Origin of the sequence: Sphingomonas lycopersici (assembly GCF_026130605.1) — a bacterium.
In the GTDB taxonomy this organism is placed as follows: domain Bacteria; phylum Pseudomonadota; class Alphaproteobacteria; order Sphingomonadales; family Sphingomonadaceae; genus Sphingomonas; species Sphingomonas lycopersici.
Window position 1 is genome coordinate 215657 of the sequence record NZ_JANFAU010000005.1, and the last position, 20925, is coordinate 236581.

The window sequence follows — 20925 nt, forward strand, 5'->3', positions numbered from 1 at the left end:
GCGAAGGCGGGGACCCAGACTGGGCTCCCGCCTTCGCGGGAGCACATAAAGGGGGTAGGCTCAGGCCGCCTGCGCGCGATGCCCGCCCAGCCAGTCGCGGGCGGCGCGTTGCGCGACGGCGATGTCGCGCGGGGTCATGTCCCCCGCGATTTCGGCACGGGCGATCTGCGCCGCTTCGTCGCCGGCGATCGCCGCGAGGTTGAACCATTTGTGCGCCTCGATCAGATCGAAGCATACCCCCGAGGTGCCGGTCGAATAAGCGACGCCAAGGTCATAGCACGCCGTGCAATCCCCCCGCGCCGCGTCGCGCAACCGGCTCTCGATCAAAATTTCCGCGCTCTTGAGACTGTTTCCCATCTCACGCCCCCAATGCGGTGACAAACCGAACCGAAGACAGCGTGCAGCGCCGGTCGTTCAAAAATGGTTAACGACATTAAGGACGTTTTGGGAGCGCAGAAAAACCCGTTCGCCCTGAGCTTGTCGAAGGGCTGCCCTGCTTCATCGGGAGAAAGTGCAGCGCTTCGACAAGCTCAGCCCGAACGGGGAGAGGTAACCCTTATCGGAGAGGCAGGGCTTAAACCTCTTCGACCGCAATATTGTCGATCAGCCGGGTCCCCCCCATCCGCACAGCGGCGAGCAGCCGGCGCGGGCGGCCTGCGCCCGGATTCGCCTCAAGCGTCTCGGCATCGACCAAGGCGACATAATCGACCGTGAAGCCCGCGCCGGTCAGGCTCGCCTCGGCCTCGGCCAGCGCCGCCGCGGGATCGTCGCCGCGGCCGATCGCGCGCGCCGCGATCCCCAGCACGCGCGGCAAGGCCACCGCCTTCTGCCGCTCGGTCTCGTCGAGGTAGATGTTGCGCGAGGAGAGCGCGAGCCCGTCATCGTCGCGCTGGGTCGGCACCCCGACGATCTCGATATCAAAATCAAGATCGGTGACCATCCGGCGAATCACCTGCAATTGCTGGTAATCCTTCTCGCCGAAATAGGCCGCATCGGGCGCGACCTGGTTGAACAGCTTCGACACCACCGTCGCGACCCCGTCGAAATGACCGGGGCGCGCCGCACCGTCGAGCCCCTCGCTCACCCCGGCGACCTGGACGTTGCTGGCGAATCCTTCGGGATACATCGTCTCGACCGGGGGCAGCCAGGCAAGGTCGCAGCCGGCGTCCTCGAGCATCGTCAGATCGGCCTTTTCGCGACGCGGATAGCGGGAAAGATCCTCGTTCGGGCCGAATTGGCGGGGATTGACGAAGATCGACGCGACGACCTTCGTGCCCGGCCGCTTGGCCGCCTCGACCAAGGCGATATGCCCGGCATGCAGCGCGCCCATCGTCGGCACCAGCGCCACACGCATACCCTCGGCGCGAAACTCCCTCACCGCTTCACGCAGCGCGGCGAGGTCACGAACGGTCAACACTAATCTTTACCCCCTCGTCCTTGACGGACCGGGCTTCTATGGGTGCCTATCCAGGGGATCAACAAGGGATTCGACCAATTGCCCAGCGGTAACGGACAAACCCACGTCATCGTCTTCGCCAACGAGAAGGGCGGGACGGGGAAATCGACCACGGCGGTGCATGTCGCGATCGCGCTGGCCGCGCAGGGCGCGCGAGTCGCGTGTCTCGATCTCGACCACCGCCAGCGCACGATGGGCCGCTATCTCGACAATCGCGCCGAAACCGTGAAGCGCACCGGCGCCGAACTCGCCGTCCCGCGCCACGCCACCGGCGATGGCAAGGAGAGCGGCAATTTCGAATCGCTCTTCGACGAGCTGGCCGAGGGCAGCGACTATCTGGTGATCGACACGCCGGGGCGCGACGATCCGGTCGCCCGCGTCGCCGCGTCGCGCGCCGATTCGCTCGTCACGCCGATGAACGACAGCTTCGTCGATTTCGACCTGATCGGGCAGGTCCACCCCGAAACCTTCAAGGTCACCCGTCCGAGCTTCTATTCGGAGCTGATCTGGGAAGCGCGCAAGGCGCGCGCCAAGGCGGACGGGACGACGATCGACTGGGTCGTGCTGCGCAACCGCCTCCAGCATATCGAGGCGCGCAACATGCGCCGCGTGTCGGATGCGCTCGATCAGCTTTCCAAGCGCGTCGGCTTCCGCATCATCCCGGGGCTCGGCGAGCGCGTGATCTATCGCGAATTGTTCCCCGCCGGGCTGACGATGCTCGACGCCAAGGAATTCGGCGCGATGGGGCTGAGCCATGTCGCCGCGCGGCAGGAATTGCGCGAGATGATGGCCGGGCTTGCCCTCCCCGAGCCGGCGATGCCGCTGTTCGCCTGATGGCGAAGTTCGTCCTCGCGCTGCTCGTCGCTTATGCCGGGTGGCGGCTGTGGAAGGATGCGTTCGGCGCGCGGCCGAAACCGCGCCGGGCGGTGCCGGTGGAAGCGGCGGAGCGACGGGCGGCGCGGTCGCTGCTCGGCGTCGCGCGGGATGCCGACGACGAGGCGATTCGCGCCGCGCACCGCCGGCTGATGGCCGAGGCGCATCCCGATCGCGGCGGCTCGGCGGAGCGCGCGCGGGCGCTCAACGCGGCGCGCGATCTGCTGGTCGATCGTTGAGATACCACCCCGGCGCAGGCCGGGGTCCAGTTACGACCGGCCCGATGCCGGCCCCCGGCCTGCGCCGGAGTGGCAAGAATGTCTCCCGCCTTCGCGGGAGCACATCAGCGTTCGCGCCACCGCATGTAACTTTGACGTGCCGGTTTCCTCACCTTAAGCCGCGCCGATGGCGCATTGTTTCGCTCCCTCGATCCTGCGCGACTACGATATCCGCGGCGTCGTCGGGCGCACGCTCGACACCGCCGACGCACTGGCGCTCGGGCGCAGCTTCGGCACGATGATCCGCCGCGCGGGCGGGCGTTCGGTCGCGGTCGGCTATGACGGGCGGCTGACCTCGCCGGCCCTGGAGGCCGCGCTGGTCGCGGGGCTCACCGCGAGCGGCGTGGATGTCGTGCGCATCGGGCTCGGTCCGTCGCCGATGCTCTATCACGCCGCCGCGACGCTAGAAGTGGATGGCGGCATCCAGGTGACCGGCAGCCACAATCCCGGCGATCACAACGGCTTCAAGATGCTGCATCATTGTCGCCCGGTGTTCGGTGCGGCGATCCGCGATCTCGCGCGGACCGCCGAGGCCGGCGATTGGGAAACGGGCAGCGGGCGAATCACCGAAGCGCCGGTGCTCGATCGCTATGTCCGTCGCGTCGCCGCCGGCTGCGCCGGAGGTCTGCGCATCGGCTGGGATGCGGGGAACGGCGCGGCGGGCCCGGCGATCGAGCAGCTCGTCAAGCTGCTGCCGGGTGAGCATCACCTGCTGTTCACCGATGTCGACGGCAATTTTCCCAATCATCATCCCGATCCCACCGAGGACGCCAATCTGGCGCAATTGCGCGCGTTGGTCGTCGGGAAGCGGCTCCATTTCGGCGTCGCTTTCGACGGCGACGGCGATCGGATCGGCGCGGTCGACGGGCAGGGACGCGTGCTGCGCGGCGACCAGATTCTGTCCATTCTGGTCGAACCCGTGCTGCGCGAGCGCCCCGGCGCGGCGATCGTCGCCGATGTGAAATCGAGCAAGGCGCTGTTCGATCGCATCGCCGCGCTCGGCGGGCAGCCGGTGATGTGGAAATCGGGGCACAGCAACATCAAGGCGATGATGCGCGAGCTCGACGCGCCGATCGCGGGCGAGATGAGCGGGCATATCTTCTTCGGCGGCGAATGGCATTGCTTCGACGATGCCTTGCTCGCCGCGGTGCGGCTGATCGATGCGGTCGCCGCGTCGGGGACGACGCTCGACGCGCTGCGCGATGCGATGCCGCCGGTGGTGAGCACCCCCGAATTGCGCTTCGCGGTAGATCCGGCGCGCAAGGAGGCGGTGGTGGCGGAGGTCATCGCGCGGCTGCGCGCCGCCGGCGCGGCGGTCGATACGACCGACGGTGCGCGCGTCACCACCCCCGACGGCTGGTGGCTGCTGCGCGTCTCGCACACCGAGGATATGCTCACCGCGCGCGCCGAAGCGCATGACGAAGCCGCGCTCGCGCGCGTGCTCGCCGCGATCGACGCGCAACTCGCGCCGAGCGGGGTCGCTCGACATGCGGCGCCCGACACCCCACATTAGGATCATGCGCCCCACCCCCAGCATCATCCGCGTCATCGATCTCGAAACCACCGGCCCCACCCCGCCCCAGCACGGCGTGTGCGAAATCGGTTGGCAGGACGTCACGCTCGGCGCCGACGGGCGGTGGGAAGTCGCGGGCGACAGCGGCGCCCGCTTCGTCAATCCGGGGCGGCTGATGCCCCCGATCACCCAGGCGATCCACCATATCCGCGACGAGGATGTCGCCGACGCGCCTTACTGGCACGATGTCGCGCGCCCGGTGCTCGATCCGTGGCCGCGCCGCGTCGCGCTCGCCGCGCATCGCGCCGATTTCGAGCAGGTGTTCTGCACCTCGGCGCTGACCCACGGCGCGGAATGGATCTGCACGTGGAAATGCGCATTGCGGCTGTGGCAGGATTCGCCGAGCTTTTCCAATCAGGTGCTGCGCTATTGGCGCAAGCCCGAGGGGCTGGTCCACGAAACCGGGCTGCCCGCGCATCGCGCTTTCCCCGACGCTTACGTCACCGCCTTCCACCTGCGCGACATGCTCAACGAAGTGGGGGTGCAGCAATTGCTCGAATGGTCGCGGTTGCCGGGGCTGCTCCCGCGGGTGCGCTACGGCCCCGATCGCGGCAAGGACTGGCGCGAGATCGAGGAGGAAAGCCTGATCGGCTTTCTCACCGATCGCGACCCCGATGTGCGCTTCACCGCCGAGACCGAGATGGCGCGCCGCCGCGGGGGTGGGCATGTCGGGCGGCCGGACCGTCAGGAATTGCTGCTGTAAGCCCTTCTTGTATCCCCGCGAAGGCGGGGACCCAGACTGGGCTCCCGCCTTCGCGGGAGCACAAGGGTGGTTTGGGCCAACTCACCCCGGCAGAAACCGCGTCAGATCGGGCTGCCCCGTCCACGCCGTCTGCCCGCCGTCGGCGACGATCACCGATCCCGTCACATAGGACGCCGCATCGGAGGCAAGGAACGCCGCCACCTCGGCCATCTCCTCGGGCGTCCCCGCCCGCCCCATCGGGATCGCGGCATGCCACGCCTGCTCCAGCCCCGGCAGCGCCGCCGCACCGGCGGTCAGCGGAGTGGCGATCAGCCCGGGGCACAAGGCGTTGACCCTGATCCCCTCGCGCGCATGATCGATCGCCAGCGTGCGGGTGTAATTGATCACCGCACCCTTGGCGGCATTATAGGCGCTGAAGCCATAATCCCCCGCCAGCCCCGAGATCGACGCGGTGTTGACGATCGCACCGCCAGGCCTCGGCATATGCGGGATCACCGCGCGGCAGGCGTAGAACACCGCATTGAGATCGATCGCGATCACCCGCTCCCACTGCTCGGGATCGAGATCGGGGGTGCGCCCGATGCAGCCGATACCGGCATTGTTGAACAGGATATCCACGCGGCCGTGGCGCTCAACCGCGACCGCCACCGCGCGCTCGACATCGGCGCGGCGCGCGACATCGGCCTCGACCGCGATTCCGCCGGTCTCCGCTGCCACGGCCTGCGCATGATCGGCGGCGATATCGACCACCACCAATGCCGCGCCCTCGCGCGCCAGTAGCCGCGCGGTCGCCGCGCCGATGCCCGAGCCGCCGCCGGTGATCAGCGCCACCTTGTTCGCAAACCGCATCATCCTCTCCCGACGCTTGGTTGACTTGCCACCGCGCGCGATCATAACTTTCGTTATGGGCAGCCGACAAGACGGCGCCGGGGAGAGGAAAAGCGATGGCGGGACTGACGGCAGACGAACGCGCGGCGCTGCTCGACTCGCTCCGCCGGCTGCTCGCCGACCGCTGCGCCGAAAGCGACGTGCGCCGCATCATGGCGAGCGAGACCGGGCATGACGCGGCCTTGTGGCGCGCGCTCGCCGATCTGGGGGTGGTCGGGCTGACCGTCCCCGAGCAACATGGCGGCGCCGGGCTCGGCGCGATCGAGCTCGAGTTGGTGATGGAAGCGGCCGGCGCGGCGCTGCTCCCCGCCCCGCTCCTTTCGACCGCGATCGCCGCGGCGTTGCTCGACGGCGAACGGCTCGCGGCCTTGGCCGGCGGCTATAGCATCGCCGCGGTCGCCTTCGCCGGGCGCGACGACTGGACCGGGCGCGGCGACGTACGGCGCGACGGCGCGGGGCTGGCGGGCACCGCGCGTTTCGTCCCCGATGCGGCGATCGCCGACACGATCCTCGTCACGCTCGACGATGCGGTGTTCGCGGTCGCGCGCGAAGATGCGGAGATCGTCCCGCTCCCGGTGTTCGACCGCACCCGCCGGCTCGCCGACGTCGCCTTCCGCGGCCCGGCGACGCTGATCGGCGACGGCACGCGGATCGCCGCGGCGCGCGATATCGCTTTGATCGGGCTGGCCGGAGAGCAGGCCGGCGGCGCGCGGCGCATCCTCGACATGACGGTCGATTACGCCCGCGAGCGCCACCAGTTCGGCCGCGCGATCGGCAGCTTTCAGGCGATCAAACATATGGCGGCCGATCTGCTGCTCGAGGCGGAAAGCGCGACCAGCGCCGCGCGCGACGCTGCGCGCCAGGTCGCGGAAGATACGCCGGCCCGCGCGGAAAGCGTCGCACTTGCCGCCTTCGCCTGCGCCGACGCCTTCGTCCGCTGCGCCAAGGACGGCATCCAGATGCACGGCGGGATCGCCTTCACCTGGGAGCATCCCGCGCATCTCTATCTGCGCCGCGCGCGATCGGCGGCGCAGCTTTACGGCGACAGCGATCATTGGCGTGAGCGTTACGTCCGCGCGCTGGAGGTTGAGGCATGACCGACGAACAGCTGAAAACCGAGGTCGAGGCATGGCTCGCCGCCAATTGGCGCGGCACCGCAACGCATAAGGAAAGCTTCGGCCGCGATCCGCGCGCCGAATGGCTCGCCAAGGTGCGCGACGCCGGCTGGGCGGTACCGCGCTGGCCGAGCGATTTCTACGGGCGGGGGCTGGCCGACGAACAGGCGCGGATCGTCGAGCGCGCCTTCGCCGCAGTCGGCGCGCCCGGCGCGGGGCAGGATCGCAGCAACCTGTGGGCCAATACCGCGCTGGCGCACGCTACCCCCGCCTTCCGGCGCGAGATCGTCCCGCAATTGCTCGCGGGCGAGGTCGGCATGTGCCTGCTCTATTCGGAGCCGGGCGCGGGGAGCGATCTCGCCGCGATCCGCACCCGCGCCGACAAGGTCGACGGCGGGTGGCGCGTCTCCGGACAGAAAGTGTGGACCAGCGGCGCGCAGATCGCCGATTACGGGATGCTGATCGCGCGCACCGATTGGGATGTCCCCAAGCATCGCGGGATCAGCTTCTTCTTCCTGCCGATGAAGCAGCCCGGCGTCGAGGTGCGCCCGCTGCGCCAGATCACCGACGAGGCGCATTTCAACGAGGTGTTCATCGACAATGCCTTCGTGCCCGAGGACAATCTGCTCGGGCCATTGAACGGCGGCTGGGGCGTGTTGCAGACTGCTTTGGCCTATGAACGCTCGGTGATGGGCGATGCAGCGCGCGGGCCGCGATCGGGCGCGGCGGGGCCGAAGGGCGACCACGCACTGATCGGGCTGGCGCGCGAGGCGGGGAAGCTCGACGATCCGGTGATCCGCCAGCAGCTCGCGCAGACGATCGCGTGGCGCGTGCTCAACCGGCTCAACACCCAGCGCGCCAAGGCCGAGCTGCAACAAGGCACGTCATCCTCGATCATGTCGCTGGGCAAATTGGCGATGAGCCGCATCCTCCACGAGGAAGCACGCGTCCGCACCTTGCTGCTCGGCGTTGAAAGCCTGCTCGAAGGCGCGGAGCATCCCCGCGCGGAGGACGCCAATTTCCTGACGCTCAATGCCTATTTCACCTCGATCGGCGGCGGGACCGATCAGATCCAGCGCAATATCATCGGCGAACGCGTATTGGGGCTGCCGAAGGAGCCGGAGGTGGATCGGACGATCCCGTTTCGCGAGGTGCGGGCGGGGTGATTGGGGCGGGCCGTTGGCAGTTAGCGCCCCAATTCCCGCCGCTGGTGATGCAAAGAGCGCAGCCTAAAACCTGCCCTTTAGAATCGCGTCGAAGGTGGGAGGGAACAGAGCTTGGCCGCAGGAATATAGTGGACAAGATGTAATTTTCCGGAACGCCATATATAATGGCTCGCTCCGGCCCGCGAAGAATCCTCGTTGGGTAACCCAATGACGATCAAGAGAGAGCTATTCGGGCGATAGTTAAGGGTATTTACGTTCGCACTTCCCGTATCAACGAGTAGCGCGGACGTAGCCTTAATCTCCGGCGGAAAGTAAACTTTTCCGCTCAGCGTGTCCGCTATCGCTACGCAGACCGTTGCTGCACCGCAGCCGATACGAACGATTTTATAATGGCCAGCAAAATCAGGTCCGCTCTTTACCGCCCGCCGGATCACGGTGCGATAAAGGTGCGCCTCGCCGATCCGCACGTCCGACACGTGCGCGCTCGAGGGCCGCGACGGCATCTTAACGGAATACCGGGCAAATGCCTCGTCCGAGAGCAATTTTGGAAAAGGGGCGAGGCACTGAAGTTCTTGCGCTCTCGCCTGCGCATCAATGGCAATCGCTGTCGCGAAAAATGACAAGATCGCTGACAGGCGCAAATCTGCTCCCCCTATCTGTCTTGGTTAATTACGACCGAACCGAGGCTCGGGCAAGGTCAACTCTGCGTCTTGCAGTGGCCAACAGTTGCCTGTCTGAAATCCACCCACGCCAAGTCGTTAGTCCCGGACGGCGGATTCTCTTTAACCGCTGGAAAATGCCATCCCTAACCGCCGACTCTACGTCGGATCAACGTCGCTCCACGGCTCCACCTGGCAGAACGCGTCCATCCAATCGTCGAAGGTCGCGGCGATCTGTTCTACCGTCCCGAAGTCGTGATCGTAGAACCAGATCGCCCGGCCCTCTCGACCGCCTCTGTTCAGGCGGTCCGTATCGAAGCAAAACTTGTTACCGCATCCATCACTTGCAAAAGCCACCAGTGACTTTGGCATCCCTATCGCGCGCCAGCCTACCGTCTCCTCAATAATCTCAGCTGGGGAATAGAAATCACCCAGGCAGTTCAATTCGAGGTGACGTTCAATGATGGCGTCCATGAGCGCAACGGTCGGGCGCGGGAGGCCGGTTTCCAGAACGGCTCGGCGGTAATCGTCGGGCAGCAAAAAATCCAATCGCTGCTCGATGTTACGGAGGTCGACTTCGGTCACACGTTCAGGTGGATAATCGGTCGAAGTCCAGAGCTCGATAAATCGCGCCAGGGTCATGGAGAGCCTCTATATGATGGCAAGACCGTATCACGCCGCTGACCAATCGCAATGCCCGCTCTTCGTCTGGGGCCCACCGCTAAGCCGACCGTCAACAATCCACCCAGTAACTGCCGCACCCGCGTGCGAAAGACTCCAACCGCTAGTAGTGAGAACACAACGGATGAGTCCCGGGATCCTTTCCCGTCATGCCGGGCTTGACCCGGCATCCAGAGCCACAAAGGACACCGCCTGAGACTCTGGATGCCGGGTCAAGCCCGGCATGACGGCTGAGAGAAGCGGGAACCATCCGTCTGAATCAATCCACTAGCCCCCACCCTCCACCTTCGCCCCCTTCGGCGCCGGTGTCTTCGGCTTGAACGCACACAGATCCACCTCGACACACCGCCAGCATTCCGGCGTCCGCGCCTTGCAGGTGTAACGGCCGTGGAGGATCAGCCAGTGATGCGCGTGGACGCGGAACGGCTGCGGGGTTTCCTTGTCGAGCTTCTTTTCCACCGCCAGCGGGGTCTTGCCCGGGGCGAGCCCGGTGCGGTTGCCGACGCGGAAGATATGCGTGTCGACCGCGAAGGTCTCCGCGCCGAACGCGACGTTCATCACGACATTGGCGGTCTTGCGCCCGACCCCCGGCAGTTTCTCCAGCGCGTCGCGATCGGCCGGCACTTCGCTGCCATGTTCGGCGATCAGCGCCTCGGACAAAGCGATGACATTCTTCGCCTTGGTGTTGAACAGCCCGATCGTCTTGATGTGTTGCTTCAGCCCCTCCTCGCCCAGCGCGACCATTTGCTCGGGGGTCGTCACCTCGGCGAACAGCCGCCGCGTCGCCTTGTTGACCCCGACGTCGGTCGCCTGCGCCGACAGCACCACCGCGACGAGCAACTGGAAGGTGTTGCCCGATTCGAGCTCGGTCTCCGGATGCGGGTTGAGCTCGGCGAGCCGGCGGTAGAACTCGAAAATGTCCGCCTTCTTCAAAGCCCCAGCACCTCGGCCATATGATAGCGCCCGGCCGGCTTGCCCGCGAGCCACAGCGCCGCCTTGAGCGCGCCGCGCGCAAAGATCGTGCGATCCTCCCCGCGATGCCCGAGCTCGATCCGCTCGCCCTCGCCCGCGAACACCACCAGATGATCGCCGACCACCGATCCGCCGCGCAGCGAGGCGAAGCCGATCGTCCCCTCGCTCCGCGCGCCGGTCAGCCCCGCGCGGCTGTCGACGCGCACCTCGCCCAAGGTGGTGCCGCGCCCCGCCGCCGCCGCCTCGCCCAGCAGGGTCGCGGTGCCCGAGGGGGCGTCGACCTTGTGGCGGTGATGCATTTCGGCGATCTCGATATCCCATTCCGGCCCGAGCCGGCGCGCCGCTTCCTGCACCAGCACCGCGAGCAGCGTGACGCCGAGCGAGGTATTGCCCGTCTGGAGCACCGCGATCCTCTCCGCCGCGCGATCGATCGCCGCGTGGTGCGCCGGGGTCAGCCCGGTGGTGCCGATCACGATCGGCGTCCCCGCCGCCACCGCCGCCGCGAGATTCGCCTCGAGCGCCGCGGGGGTGGAGAAATCGACCAGCACATCGGCCGCGCGCGCCAGCGCCGCCGCGTCGCCGCCGGCATCGACCCCGCCGGCGACCGTCACGCCTTCCTCATTCGCAATGGTCGCGATCGCGCGGCCCATCCGCCCCGCGCTGCCGTAGATTCCGACCTTGGTCATATACTCCCAGCGTCCTTCCTCGTCCGCCGATGCGCATGACACAGATCGTGCGGCGGGGCGACACCTGATCGGCGCGATCCGGCCGCCTTGCACCCCGCTCGCGGCGCTGCCAAACAGCGGCATCTTCCCGATTGCGGAGCCCCTTAATGCCTCGTCGCCTGTCCCTGTTCCTTCTCGCCACCGCGCTCGCCACCCCGGCGCTCGCCGAGCCGGCCGCCCCGGCGATCCCGGTCGACACGCTGAAAACGGTGACCAAGGAATTGTCCTCCGATGCTTATGAGGGCCGCGCGCCGACCTCCGCCGGAGAGGAAAAGACCGTCGCCTATATCGTCGAGCGGATGAAGGCCGCCGGGCTCCAGCCGGGCAATAACGGCAAATGGACCCAGGACGTGCCGATGGTGGAGATCACCGCCACCGACATCGCGCCGTTCACCGTCATCGGGGGCAAAAAGCCGATCTCGCTCGCCTATCGCGACGATATCGTCGCCGGCACCTATCGCGTCGTGCCGAAGATTTCGCTCAAGGCCAGCGACATGGTGTTCGTCGGCTATGGCATCAACGCGCCCGAAAAGGGCTGGAACGATTATGCCGGCGTCGACGTGAAGGGCAAAACCGTCGTCATCCTGGTCAACGATCCCGATTGGCAGACCAAAGAGGCCGGCGCCGGCGCCGGCCCGTTCGAGGGCCGCGCGATGACCTATTACGGGCGCTGGACCTATAAGTTCGAGGAGGCCGCGCGGCAGGGCGCCGCCGCCGCGATCATCGTCCACGATACCGAGCCGGCCGCCTATCCCTGGGCGGTGGTGCGCTCGTCATGGACCGGCGCGCAGCACGAGCTGGACGAAGCCAACAACCATATGGACCAGAGCGAGATCGTCAGCTGGATCCAGCTCGACCGCGCGAAAGAGATCTTCGCCGCCGCGGGCAAGGATTTCGCGGCGCTGTCCGAAGCCGCGAAGCACAAGGGGTTCAGGGCGGTGCCGCTGGGGACGAAATTCTCCGGCAGTTTTTCGAACAGGATCCGTCGCAGCGCCTCGCACAATGTGATCGGGCTGTTGCCGGGCAAGAGCGCGCCGGGCGAAACAGTGCTCTATTCGGCGCATTGGGATCACCTCGGGCATTGCGATCCGGTCGACGGCGACGGGATCTGTAACGGCGCGGTCGACAATGCCTCGGGGGTCGCCGGGCTAATCGCGATGGCCGAGGTGCAGGCGAAGGCGGGGCCGGCGCGGCGCTCGATCGCCTTTCTCGCGGTGACTGCGGAGGAAAGCGGGCTGCTCGGCTCGGCTTATTATGCGGCGCATCCGGTGTTCCCGCTCGGCAAGACGGTCGGCGGGGTCAATATGGACGTGCTCAACGTCAATGGCGCGACCAGGGATTTCGAGATCACCGGCGCGGGCAAGTCCGAGCTGGAGGATATGGTCAAGCCGCTGCTCGCCGCGCAGGGCCGCGCGATCGTGGCCGAAGCGACCCCGGAGAAGGGCCATTATTACCGCTCCGACCATTTCTCCTTCGCCAAGCTCGGCGTGCCGATGCTGTCGGGGGGAAGCGGCGAGGATCTGGTCAACGGCGGGGTCGCTGCGGGCCGCGCGGCGGCGGAGGATTATAACGCCCACCGCTATCACAAGCCGCAGGACGAATATGATCCCAAGTGGGACTGGTCGGGCGCGGTGCAGGATCTGACGATCTATTATCAGCTCGGGCGCGAGCTGGCCGACAGCGACGCATGGCCCAATTGGTATCCGACCGCCGAATTCCGCGCGATCCGCGACACCTCGCGGGGGGCCACGAAGTGACGCTGCCCCCTCCCCCCGAATGGGCGCACCACAAGGCGGTGTGGATCGGTTTCCCGTCGCACGCCGAGCTGTGGCAGGAGGACCTCGACGAGGCGCGCGCCGAAGTCGCCGCCTTCGCCAAGGCGGTGCATGCCGACGGGCGCGGCGAGAAGGTGCTGCTGGTCGCCGCCGATGCCGAGGCGGGTGTCGCCGCGACCAGACTCGCGCCGTTCGCCGAGGTCGTCGTCGAGCGGTTCGGCGATATCTGGCTGCGCGATACCGCGGTGATCCTGACCGGCGACGGCACCGCGCGGGATTTCGCGTTCAACGGCTGGGGCGGCAAATATGACCTGCCCGGCGACGACGATATCGGCGCACGGCTCGCCCGCCGCGCGAAGAAGAGCATCGTCCCATGCGATTGGGTGCTCGAGGGCGGCGCGCTCGACGGCGACGGCGCCGGGCTGGTCGTCACCACCGAGCAATGCGTGCTCAACCCCAATCGCAACGGCCATATCGGCAAGGCCGAGATCGAGGAGCGGCTCCAGCGCGACCTCGGCTATGATCGCGTGCTGTGGCTCGGCGACGGGCTGCTCAACGATCATACCGACGGGCATGTCGACAATCTCGCGCGGTTCGTCGGCGAGGGGCGGCTGGCGATCCCGGTCGCGGCGGACAATGATCCCAACTGGCAGGTCTATCAGCAGGCCGCGGCGCGCGCCGAGGCGTTCGGGCTGGCGGTGGTGCCGATCCCCTCCCCCGGCCGCGTGATCCGCGACGACGAGATTGTGCCGGCGAGCTATATGAACTTCTACATCGGCAATGCCAGCGTGGTCGTGCCGCTCTACGGCGCGGCGAACGATCAGGCGGCGGTGCAGGCGATCCAGGCGATCTTCCCGCAGCATGAGGTGGTCGGGCTGCGCGCCGATGCGATCCTCACCGGCGGGGGCAGCTTCCACTGCATCAGCCAGCAGATACCGGGGTAACCGTCACCCTTTTCTTCACTCCCCTCCCTTGAACAAGGGAGGCGTCGGGCGTGGGTTGGCCTGCGAAGATCCGGCCCGCGCGCCTTATGCCCACCCGCTCTCAGCCCCCTCCCTTCACCAGGGAGGGGAGCATCGCACGCCATTGGCTCGCCAGCGCTTATCCCCTACATGCGCGCGCATGACCGAGATCACCGTCGCCGCGCTGCAGCTTGCCTTCTCCGACGATCTGGAGGGCAATATCGCCAATGTTTCCCGCCTTGTCCGCGAGGCAGCGACGAAGGGGGCGCAGGTGATCCTGCCGCCCGAATTGTTCGAGGGCGAATATTTCTGCCGCGTTGAGGACGAGGGGCTGTTCACCCGCGCCAAGCCGGTCGGCGAGCATCGCGCGGTCGCCGCGATGCAGGCGCTCGCCGCCGAGCTCAAAGTATGGATCCCGACCAGCTTCTTCGAGGCGGACGGGCCGCATCATTACAACAGCCTGGCGATGGTCGATCCCGACGGCAAGGTCGCCGGGGTCTATCGCAAGAGCCATATCCCCGACGGTCCGGGCTATGAGGAGAAATTCTATTTCCGCCCCGGCAACACCGGGTTCAAGGTGTGGAACGGCCCGGCGGCGAAGATCGGCGTCGGGATCTGCTGGGACCAATGGTATCCCGAAACCGCGCGCGCGATGATGCTGATGGGCGCCGAACTGCTGTTCTATCCCACCGCGATCGGCAGCGAGCCGCATGACGAGGGGCTCGATACCGCGCGGCTGTGGCGCCGCGCGATGGTCGGCCATGCGGTGTCGAACGTCGTGCCGGTCGTCGCCGCCAATCGCGTCGGCACCGAGCACGGCCAGACCTTCTACGGCACCAGCTTCATCTGCGACGAGCGCGGCGACATCCTCGCCGAGCTCGACCGCACCGAGGAGGGCGTGATCACCGCGACGCTCGACATCGATCGCGTGAAGCGCCACCGCGCCGCCTTCGGCTTCTTCCGCGATCGGCGGCCGGAGCTCTACGGACGGTTAGTGCAGGACATTTAGCCGCGGCGGGGGTCTTTACCATAGCGCAACGGTTCAAGCGCATATTTCTCCCCATCACCGCATAATTTGCCCGATTCGCCGTATTGCATCGCGCGCGACTCGCCGGAATCCCTGGCTTAAGACGAAATTAACCTTTTGCGTTCAGACCGTATTTGGTTAATGATTCTGAATGCGATCCTAAAAATGGGGGCGGATCGCAGTCTCGGATGGGGGATTGCAGATGCGAGTTTTGCTGATCGAGGACGAGCCCACAACGGCCCGAGCCATCGAACTCATGCTGAGCGCGGAAGGCTTCAACGTCTATTCGACCGATCTGGGCGAAGAGGGTTTGGACCTCGGCAAGCTCTATGATTACGATATCATCCTGCTCGACCTGAACCTGCCGGATATGCACGGTTACGACGTGTTGAAGCGGCTGCGCGTCGCCCGGGTCACCACCCCGGTGCTGATCCTTTCGGGCATTGGCGAGATGGATTCGAAGGTGCGCTCGTTCGGCTTCGGCGCCGACGATTATGTCACCAAGCCGTTCCACCGCGAGGAGCTGATCGCCCGCATCCACGCGGTCGTGCGCCGCTCGAAGGGCCATTCGCAATCGGTTATCAAAACCGGCAAACTCGCCGTCAACCTTGATGCCAAGACGGTGGAAGTCGATAGCGCGCGGGTCCACCTCACCGGCAAGGAATATGCGATGCTGGAGCTGCTGTCGCTCCGCAAGGGCACGACGCTGACCAAGGAAATGTTCCTCAACCATCTCTATGGTGGGATGGACGAGCCCGAACTCAAGATCATCGACGTGTTCATCTGCAAATTGCGCAAGAAACTGAGCCTCGCGTGCGACGGTGAGAATTATATCGAAACCGTCTGGGGACGCGGCTATGTATTGCGTGAACCGGAGGAGACGGCACAGGTCGCCTGACCAGCACCTGTATCGCTACCGGGAGGCGGCCGCGGCATCGGGGGGTGCCGCGGCCGCTTGATTCTGGGAGTTATCGAAAGCCATCCCGTTCGGGCCGAGCTTGTCGAAGCCCTGCCCTTTTCTTTCGAGGAAGAAGGGCAGCCCTTCGACAAGCTCAGGGCGAACGGAAAGCGGGTGCGCTACTTCCGCTCCCACGCCTTCTCGCCGCCGATCCAAGTCTGCTCGACCACCGTCTTGCGTAGTTCGGTCGGGCTGGCGTTGAGCGGGTCGCGGTCGACGATGATGAAGTCGGCGCGCTGCCCTGGCGCAAGGATGCCGAACTTGTTCTCGGCAAAGCCCGCGTAGGAGGCGCCGCCGGTATAGGCCCACCACGCCTGTTCGCGGGTCAGCGCTTCCTCCGGCCGCCACCCGCCATAGGGCTGCCCGTCGGCGTCCTGCCGGGTGAAGCCGGCCGCCCAGCCGGCCCAGGGATCGGGCTTCTCGACCGGGGTGTCCGATCCGAAGGCGAGCTTCGACCCTTTCGCCAGCATCGATTTCCATGCATAGGCCCCCGCCAGCCGCTGCGCGCCGAGCCGCGCCTCGGCCATCGTACGGTCGCTGGTCTGGTGGATCGGTTGCATTGAGGCGATGGTGGTGAAATGACCGAAACGCGGCAGATCGGCGGGGTCGACGATCTGCGCATGTTCGACGCGCCAGCGGCGGTCGCCGGCATAGGTATCCGACAGAGCCTGGATCGCATCGAGCACCTGCTGGTTCGCCCGATCGCCGATCGCATGGACCGCGACCTGGAAGCCGTCCATCGCCGCGCGGCTCATCTGGTTCTGGAGCTGGGCGTCGCTGTTGAAGCCGAGCCCGGTCTGCCCCGGCGCGTCGGCGTAAGGCGCCTTGAGCCACGCCCCGCGCGACCCGAGCGCGCCATCGGCGTAGAGCTTCACCCCGCCCATCCGCAGCCGATCGGCGTAGAGCCACGGCGTCGGCCCCTTGCCGCCGACGCGGCTCGCGGTCTCGACCCCCATCGCATAGCTCATCACGCGGACGCGCAGCGCGCCGATATCGGCCATGCGGCGAAAACTCAGCCAGTCGTCGAGCGTCGTCCCCATATCGGCGATCGCGGTGACGCCATAGCCGAGCAGCACCTGTTGCGCGGCGAGGAAGGCAGCGTCGCGCTCCTTGGGCAAGGGTTGCGGGATGACCTTCTCGACCAATTGCTTGGCGGCATCGACGAAGGTGCCGGCGGGCTGGCCGCCGGCGGTCTTTTCGATCCGCCCCCCGGTCGGGGTCGGGGTGGCGGCGGTGACCCCCGCTTCACGCATCGCGATGCTGTTGGCGACGCCGGCATGACCGTCGGCGCGCTCGAGCCAGACCGCGTGCCCGGCCGAGATCGCATCGAGATCGGCGGCGGTGGGAAAGCGACCCAGCCCCCATACCTCCTGGTTCCAGCCGCGCCCGATGATCCACTTCCGATCGGGGTTGGCGGCGATATAGGCGGCGACCTTCGCCTTGGCCTCGTCGAGCGACCTGGTGTCCGACAGATCGAGCGACAAAGCCGCGAAGCCGAGCTCGACGACATGGCCGTGCGCATCGATGAAGCCGGGGAGCAGCACCTTGCCCTTGAGGTCCGCGCGCCAGTCGTAGCGCGGGCCGGGATCCTTCTTGGTCGGCTTGTGCGGTGGCTCGTTCGGCGGGACGAGGCGCACGACCTTGCCGTCCTTGTCCATCACGATCGCCTTGAAGCGGACGACCTGCCCGTTGCGATCGAGCGTGATGCCCTGGACATTGTCGATCAGCGCATCGGCGAGCGCGGGAACGGGGACGAGCGCGGCGGCCGCCGCCAGCAGCGCCGCCTTCACCGCGGCAGCCTCCGCACCAAGGCGCTGGTATCCTGCCGCCCGCCGCCCATCTTCTGTACCTCGGCATAGAATTGATCGACCAGGGCCGCGACCGGGAGCACCGCGCCGTTGCGCTTCGCCTCGTCGAGGGTGAGACCGAGATCCTTGCGCATCCAGTCGATCGCGAAGCCGAAATCGAACTCGTCCTTGGCCATCGTCCCCCAGCGGTTGACCATCTGCCAGCTTTGCGCCGCGCCGCCCGAGACCGCCTCGAACACCTTGTCGAGATCGAGCCCGCTCGCCTGCGCGAAGCGCAATGCCTCGCTCAGCCCCTGCACCACCCCGGCGATGCAGATCTGGTTGACCATCTTGGTCTGCTGCCCCGCCCCCGCGGCGCCGACATGGACGATGCGCGCGGCATAGGCTTCCATTATGGGCCGCGCCTGCGCCATCGCGGCGTCGCTGCCCCCGCACATGATCGAGAGCGCGCCCTTCTCCGCCCCGGCCTGCCCGCCCGAGACCGGCGCATCGACGACGAGCACGCGCACCGCCGCCAGCCGCCGCGCGATATCGGCGGAAACCGTGGTGTGATCGATGAACACCGCCTCGGCGCGCATCGCGGCGAAGGCGCCGTTTTCGCCCAGCGTCACCTGCTCCAGATCCGCATCGTTGCCGACGCAGGCGACCACCGCATCCGCCCCGGCGGCGGCGGCGGCGGGGGTGTCCGCCACCCTGAGCCCGGTGGCCTCGGCCTTGGCGCGGGTGCGGTTGTAGACGGTGACGTCGTGTCCGGCGCGGGCGAGATGCCCGGCCATCGGGGCGCCCATGACGCCGGTGCCGATGAATGCGATCTTCATAGAGGTCGATTAGGCGGAGTTTCCACGGCGCGCCAGATGGTCTAGGGCCGATCGGCATTCAGCCCAAAAGGGCGTTTCCGGTTTTGTCTTATGTCGTCATGCCGGGCTCGACCCGGCATCCAGAGCCTCGCATGCTGTCGCTCGCGGCTCTGGATGCCGGATCAAGTCCGGCATGACGACAAATGGGCGGCGGTCCGGCGCCGCTCCAGATGGAGGTTATGTTGGCCACCCTTGCAACGAGCAACGAATCGCTTCCCGTCACGATCGACGACGTGCGCGCCGCGCACATGCGGATTCGCGACTCGATTGTACGCACGCCGACCCTCATCAGCCGCACGCTCTCGCAACTGACCGGCGCGACGGTCTATCTGAAGTTCGAGAATCTTCAGTTCACCGCCGCCTATAAGGAGCGCGGCGCGCTCAACACCCTGCTCCAGCTCAGCGACGCCGCGCGGGCGCGCGGGGTGATCGCCGCCTCGGCGGGCAATCATGCGCAGGGCCTCGCCTATCACGCCAACCGGCTGGGCGTGCCGGCGACGATCGTGATGCCCACCACCACCCCGATCGTGAAGGTGACGCAGACCCAGGGCCACGGCGCGACCGTGGTGCTGGAGGGCGATACGTTCGACGCGGCTTATGCCCATGCCCGCACGCTGGAGGCGAGCGAAGGGCTCACCTTCGTCCACCCGTTCGACGATCCGCGCGTGATCGCCGGGCAGGGCACGGTCGCGCTGGAGATGCTGGAGGACGCGCCCGAGATCGATACCTTCATCACCCCGATCGGCGGCGGCGGGCTGATCTCCGGCATGGCGACGGTCGCGCGCGCGGCGGCGCGGCCGATCGAGGTGATCGGGGTGCAGGCCGAGCTGTTTCCCTCGATGTACAACCGCATCAACGGCACCCATATGCCGTGCGCGGGGGATACGCTGGCCGAGGGCATCGCGGTCAAGGAGCCGGGGTCGATCACCGCGGGGATGGTCAAGGCGCTGGTCGACGACATCCTGCTCGTCTCCGAACGCAACCTCGAGGAAGCGGTGAGCCTGCTGCTCCAGATCGAAAAGACCGTCGCGGAGGGCGCGGGCGCCGCCGGGCTCGCCGCGCTGATGCAGCACCCGGAGCGGTTCCGCGGCAAGACCGTCGGCGTCGTGCTGTGCGGCGGCAATATCGACACGCGGCTGCTCGCCAACGTGCTGCTGCGCGATCTGGCGCGATCGGGGCGGCTCGCGCGGCTGCGTATCCGGCTCAAGGACCAGCCGGGATCGCTCTACAATGTCGCGCGGATCTTCGACGAGCAGCGCGTCAACATCATCGAGGTGTACCACCAGCGCGTGTTCACCTCGCTTCCTGCCAAGGGGTTGATCGCCGATATCGAATGCGAGGCGCGCGACCGCCAGCATCTCAACCGGCTGATCAGCGCGCTGCGCGACGGCGGCTATGAGGTGAGCCAGGTCGAGGCGGGTTAGCGGGATACATATCCCCCTGCCACCCCGGCGAAGGCCGGGGTCCAGTTGCGACCGGCCCGACGCTGGACCCCGGCCTTCGCCGGGGTGGAGCCAATGATCCAGATTTAGCGCACGGGGACGCCCCTCGCAGCCAAAGCGGGACAGCATTAACTCCTTTTCATGGTTAAGACGCTTTTCACGATTGCCGAGTCGCTTCATATTTCGCCGACACGAGCGTGAATCGTCACGCCGCGTCAGGGGGTTTGGGCGGTGACGGCGCCATTTCGCTTTCCACGTTTCTTCGTAACCAGTCCCGCACCGTGCCCGTATTTGCCGGGGCGGCAGGAGCGGAAGGTGTTCACCGAGCTTTCCGGCCCACATGCCAGCGAGCTGAACGATGCGCTCGGGCGGATCGGGTTCCGCCGCAGCCAGTCGGTTGCCTATCGCCCGTCGTGCGCGGGGTGCACCGCCTGCGTTTCGGTGCGCGTCGTGGCGCAGGAATTCGCCGCCAACGCCACCCAGCGCAAATTGCTCCGCCGCCATAGCGATCTCGAGGTGACGGCGTGCCGCCCCTGGGCGACCGACGAGCAATATCAATTGCTCCGCCGCTATCTCGCGGCGCGGCACCCCGGCGGCGGGATGGCCGAGATGGACGAGAGCGATTATGCCGACATGATCGAGCAATCGCCGGTCAATTCGGTGATCGTCGAATATCGCGAGCCTTCGGTGAACGGCGCGCAGGGCCGGCTGATCGGCGCGTGCCTCACCGACCGGCAGGCGGACGGGCTGTCGATGATCTACAGCTTCTTCGATACCGAACTCGCCGAGCGGCCGGGACTGGGCAATCTGATCATCCTCGATCACATCCTGCGCGCGTGCACCGCGGGGCTGCCCTATGTCTATCTCGGCTATTGGGTGAAGGGCTCGCCGCGGATGGAATATAAGACGCGCTATCGCCCGATGGAGATGCTCGGCCCGCGCGGCTGGGCGGTGCTGCCGGAAGAGGAAACCGCCAGCGCGGCGGCGTTGGTTTCGGCTTAGGGCCG

Annotated in this window: 20 protein-coding genes; 12 read left to right on the top strand and 8 right to left on the bottom strand. The window is 66.9% G+C overall.

Translation table 11 applies throughout. The features are described 5' to 3' along the window. Positions 1 to 60: 60 nt before the first annotated feature. Together NED98_RS12595 and panC are read right to left on the bottom strand one after the other, a co-directional pair. Positions 61 to 357: an SEL1-like repeat protein gene (locus NED98_RS12595; RefSeq protein WP_265313240.1), complete on the bottom strand. Its 297-nt coding sequence runs from the start codon at positions 355 to 357 to the stop codon at positions 61 to 63. Between the two features lie 217 nt (positions 358 to 574). Continuing rightward, the gene (gene panC, locus NED98_RS12600; RefSeq protein ID WP_179510906.1) at positions 575 to 1417 is read right to left on the bottom strand and encodes a pantoate--beta-alanine ligase; all 843 of its coding nucleotides are present in this window, start codon (positions 1415 to 1417) and stop codon (positions 575 to 577) included. A gap of 42 nt (positions 1418 to 1459) precedes the next feature. Here panC and NED98_RS12605 point away from each other — a divergent pair, with 42 nt between their 5' ends. From NED98_RS12605 to NED98_RS12620, 4 genes are all read left to right on the top strand, one after another. Next, positions 1460 to 2290: a division plane positioning ATPase MipZ gene (locus NED98_RS12605; protein ID WP_432423321.1), complete on the top strand. Its 831-nt coding sequence runs from the start codon at positions 1460 to 1462 to the stop codon at positions 2288 to 2290. Continuing rightward, positions 2290 to 2568, top strand: coding sequence for a J domain-containing protein (locus NED98_RS12610; protein WP_265313241.1), 279 nt, complete (start codon positions 2290 to 2292; stop codon positions 2566 to 2568). The genes NED98_RS12605 and NED98_RS12610 overlap by 1 nt, the downstream gene beginning before the upstream one ends. A 166-nt stretch (positions 2569 to 2734) precedes the next feature. Continuing rightward, on the top strand, positions 2735 to 4120 hold the full coding sequence (gene pgmG, locus NED98_RS12615) for a phosphoglucomutase/phosphomannomutase PgmG (RefSeq protein WP_265268515.1): 1386 nt from the start codon (positions 2735 to 2737) through the stop codon (positions 4118 to 4120). A 4-nt stretch (positions 4121 to 4124) separates the two neighbouring features. Further along, complete coding sequence (locus NED98_RS12620; RefSeq protein ID WP_218850045.1) at positions 4125 to 4883, top strand: 3'-5' exonuclease; 759 nt, start codon at positions 4125 to 4127, stop codon at positions 4881 to 4883. A gap of 81 nt (positions 4884 to 4964) precedes the next feature. On the opposite strand, the gene budC is transcribed toward NED98_RS12620, so the two are convergent. Further along, positions 4965 to 5732 carry a meso-2,3-butanediol dehydrogenase gene (gene budC, locus NED98_RS12625; protein ID WP_265313242.1) on the bottom strand — a complete coding sequence of 256 codons (768 nt, stop codon included), beginning with the start codon at positions 5730 to 5732 and terminating at the stop codon, positions 4965 to 4967. A 95-nt stretch (positions 5733 to 5827) separates the two neighbouring features. Between budC and NED98_RS12630 the strand changes: the two genes are divergently transcribed. Together NED98_RS12630 and NED98_RS12635 are read left to right on the top strand one after the other, a co-directional pair. Next, positions 5828 to 6868 carry an acyl-CoA dehydrogenase family protein gene (locus NED98_RS12630; RefSeq protein ID WP_265313243.1) on the top strand — a complete coding sequence of 347 codons (1041 nt, stop codon included), beginning with the start codon at positions 5828 to 5830 and terminating at the stop codon, positions 6866 to 6868. Then, positions 6865 to 8052 (top strand): acyl-CoA dehydrogenase family protein, encoded by a 1188-nt coding sequence (locus NED98_RS12635; RefSeq protein WP_265313244.1) that lies wholly within the window; start codon positions 6865 to 6867, stop codon positions 8050 to 8052. Before NED98_RS12630 ends, NED98_RS12635 begins: the two co-directional genes overlap by 4 nt. Before the next feature lie 818 nt (positions 8053 to 8870). Here the strand turns inward: NED98_RS12635 and NED98_RS12640 are convergent. From NED98_RS12640 to dapB, 3 genes are all read right to left on the bottom strand, one after another. Then, positions 8871 to 9353: an SMI1/KNR4 family protein gene (locus NED98_RS12640; protein ID WP_265313245.1), complete on the bottom strand. Its 483-nt coding sequence runs from the start codon at positions 9351 to 9353 to the stop codon at positions 8871 to 8873. A 306-nt stretch (positions 9354 to 9659) separates the two neighbouring features. Continuing rightward, complete coding sequence (nth, locus tag NED98_RS12645; RefSeq protein WP_265313246.1) at positions 9660 to 10325, bottom strand: endonuclease III; 666 nt, start codon at positions 10323 to 10325, stop codon at positions 9660 to 9662. Next, the gene (gene dapB / locus NED98_RS12650) at positions 10322 to 11050 is read right to left on the bottom strand and encodes a 4-hydroxy-tetrahydrodipicolinate reductase (RefSeq protein WP_179510897.1); all 729 of its coding nucleotides are present in this window, start codon (positions 11048 to 11050) and stop codon (positions 10322 to 10324) included. The genes nth and dapB overlap by 4 nt, the downstream gene beginning before the upstream one ends. A gap of 146 nt (positions 11051 to 11196) precedes the next feature. Between dapB and NED98_RS12655 the strand changes: the two genes are divergently transcribed. From NED98_RS12655 to ctrA, 4 genes are all read left to right on the top strand, one after another. Next, positions 11197 to 12846: a M28 family metallopeptidase gene (locus tag NED98_RS12655; RefSeq protein ID WP_265313247.1), complete on the top strand. Its 1650-nt coding sequence runs from the start codon at positions 11197 to 11199 to the stop codon at positions 12844 to 12846. Further along, a complete protein-coding gene (locus NED98_RS12660; protein WP_265313248.1) occupies positions 12843 to 13808 on the top strand; it encodes an agmatine deiminase family protein in 966 nt (321 codons plus the stop codon). The genes NED98_RS12655 and NED98_RS12660 overlap by 4 nt, the downstream gene beginning before the upstream one ends. Before the next feature lie 178 nt (positions 13809 to 13986). Further along, positions 13987 to 14835, top strand: a complete 849-nt coding sequence (gene aguB / locus NED98_RS12665) for an N-carbamoylputrescine amidase (RefSeq protein WP_265313249.1) — start codon at positions 13987 to 13989, stop codon at positions 14833 to 14835. A gap of 220 nt (positions 14836 to 15055) precedes the next feature. Continuing rightward, the gene (gene ctrA, locus NED98_RS12670; RefSeq protein ID WP_179510893.1) at positions 15056 to 15751 is read left to right on the top strand and encodes a response regulator transcription factor CtrA; all 696 of its coding nucleotides are present in this window, start codon (positions 15056 to 15058) and stop codon (positions 15749 to 15751) included. Positions 15752 to 15930: 179 nt separating this feature from the next. On the opposite strand, the gene NED98_RS12675 is transcribed toward ctrA, so the two are convergent. Continuing rightward, positions 15931 to 17601 carry an amidohydrolase gene (locus tag NED98_RS12675; protein WP_265313250.1) on the bottom strand — a complete coding sequence of 557 codons (1671 nt, stop codon included), beginning with the start codon at positions 17599 to 17601 and terminating at the stop codon, positions 15931 to 15933. After that, positions 17598 to 18437: an NAD(P)-dependent oxidoreductase gene (locus NED98_RS12680; protein ID WP_265313251.1), complete on the bottom strand. Its 840-nt coding sequence runs from the start codon at positions 18435 to 18437 to the stop codon at positions 17598 to 17600. The genes NED98_RS12675 and NED98_RS12680 overlap by 4 nt, the downstream gene beginning before the upstream one ends. A gap of 218 nt (positions 18438 to 18655) precedes the next feature. On the opposite strand from NED98_RS12680, the gene NED98_RS12685 reads away from it, so the two are divergent. Both NED98_RS12685 and NED98_RS12690 read left to right on the top strand, forming a co-directional pair. Further along, positions 18656 to 19900, top strand: coding sequence for a threonine ammonia-lyase (locus NED98_RS12685; protein ID WP_179510890.1), 1245 nt, complete (start codon positions 18656 to 18658; stop codon positions 19898 to 19900). A 249-nt stretch (positions 19901 to 20149) separates the two neighbouring features. Further along, positions 20150 to 20920 (top strand): arginyltransferase, encoded by a 771-nt coding sequence (locus NED98_RS12690; RefSeq protein ID WP_265313252.1) that lies wholly within the window; start codon positions 20150 to 20152, stop codon positions 20918 to 20920. The last annotated feature ends 5 nt before the right edge of the window (positions 20921 to 20925 follow it).